Source organism: Superficieibacter electus, from assembly GCF_002915575.1.
In the GTDB taxonomy this organism is placed as follows: Bacteria; Pseudomonadota; Gammaproteobacteria; order Enterobacterales; family Enterobacteriaceae; genus Superficieibacter; species Superficieibacter electus.
Map to the genome: position 1 here is coordinate 1 of NZ_PQGD01000073.1, position 1,443 is coordinate 1,443.

General features: G+C 45.4%; 1 protein-coding gene. It reads right to left on the reverse strand.

The genetic code is table 11. The annotated features are described in order from the left end of the window. Nucleotides 1-26: 26 nt before the first annotated feature. Nucleotides 27-1,396, reverse strand: a protein-coding gene (locus CHU32_RS27820) for an IS3-like element ISKpn8 family transposase (RefSeq protein ID WP_085949440.1) whose coding sequence is annotated in 2 segments (ribosomal slippage) — nucleotides 27-916 and nucleotides 916-1,396 — 1,371 coding nt in all. Because the reading frame shifts where the segments join, the coding sequence is not laid out codon by codon here. Nucleotides 1,397-1,443: the final 47 nt, after the last annotated feature.

A 1,443-nucleotide genomic window follows, 5' to 3' on the forward strand; every position in this document is an offset into this window, starting at 1 on the left:
TGTACTGACCCCAAAAAGTTGGACAGTTAAACACGAGGCACATAGGTCTGGGTTCGATATTCAATTGGACTCAGACCTTTTAATTTCAGGCTAATTCTTCTGCTGTTGTAGTAGTCAATATATTCCGTAACAGCATCCTTCAGTTCGCTTATATTACTGAACTCGTCAAGATAAAAACACTCCGACTTTAAGGTTCCAAAGAAACATTCCACGACTGCATTATCCAGACAATTGCCTTTTCTGGACATGCTCTGTGTAATGCCTTGTTCTTTAAGGATGTTTTGATACCTTCTCATACGATACTGCCATCCCTGGTCAGAGTGCAGAATAGGATGCTCGTGAGGCTTAAGCTTTTTGAATGCCTGATCGAGCATATTCTCGACCATGTTCATCACAGGTCTTTCCGACAGGCTGTAAGAAATAACTTCGTTGTTGAAGAGATCTATTACTGGAGACAAATACAGCTTTCGCCCATTGACTGCAAATTCAGTAACGTCGGTAACCCACTTCTCGTTTGGCCGTGTAGCCTTGAAATCCCTTTGGAGAACATTGGGGGCGGTTTGCCCTACCTCTCCTCTGTAGGAGCTGTATCGCTTGACCTTAATCGCTGCCTTAAGCGAGAGGGTTCCCATCAGGCGCTGAACGGCTTTATGGTTAATCCGTTCCCCGTCTCGATGGAGAGACAACGTTACCCTACGGTATCCGTAACGACCTTTATTCTCGTGATAAATCTCACCAATACGCTTTTTAACATCCGCATACTTATCAGGCTTGCTGAGAGCCTTTAGATGGTAATAAAACGTACTGCGCGGTATCTCCGCTGCCTTGAGAAGCTCATCAAGAGGGTAAAACTGCCTTAGCTCGTTGAGTACTTTCACTTTTTCGCGGGATGAGCTAAGGCTTTCAGCTTTTTTAGATACGTAAGCCGCATTTCAAGGAATCGAACTTGTCTTTCAAGATCCTCAATACGTCGGTCTTTCGACAGCTCCAATGCTAACGCCGCTTTTTCTGGATCAACTGACATTGTAATGTTTCTTTTGGTGCCGATCTTGAGTGCGCGTAAACCAGCTTCTCCGTGCTCCTCATAGACTTTCAGCCACTTGGCTACAGAACCACTACCAGCAAGCATAAAGTGAGCAGCAGCCTGATTGAGGGACATCTGCTGCTCGGTCACGGCTTTCACGACCTTAATGCGCAACTCTGGATCAGCACTAACGCCTTTAGGTTTGGGAATTAAACCTTTTTCTCCATGTTTTTCATAGAGGGCAACCCACGTCCTGACCTGGGTTCGAGGCACACCAAAACGTGCAGAGATGATCCTGTAACCATCATCAGTTGTGAAGTAGTGATTCACGACTTCAAGGCGCTTTTCGAAGGGGTATTTTGGCTTTGACATATCAGGGACTATTCCATTTCATCGTCCAACAAAATGGGTGCAGTACA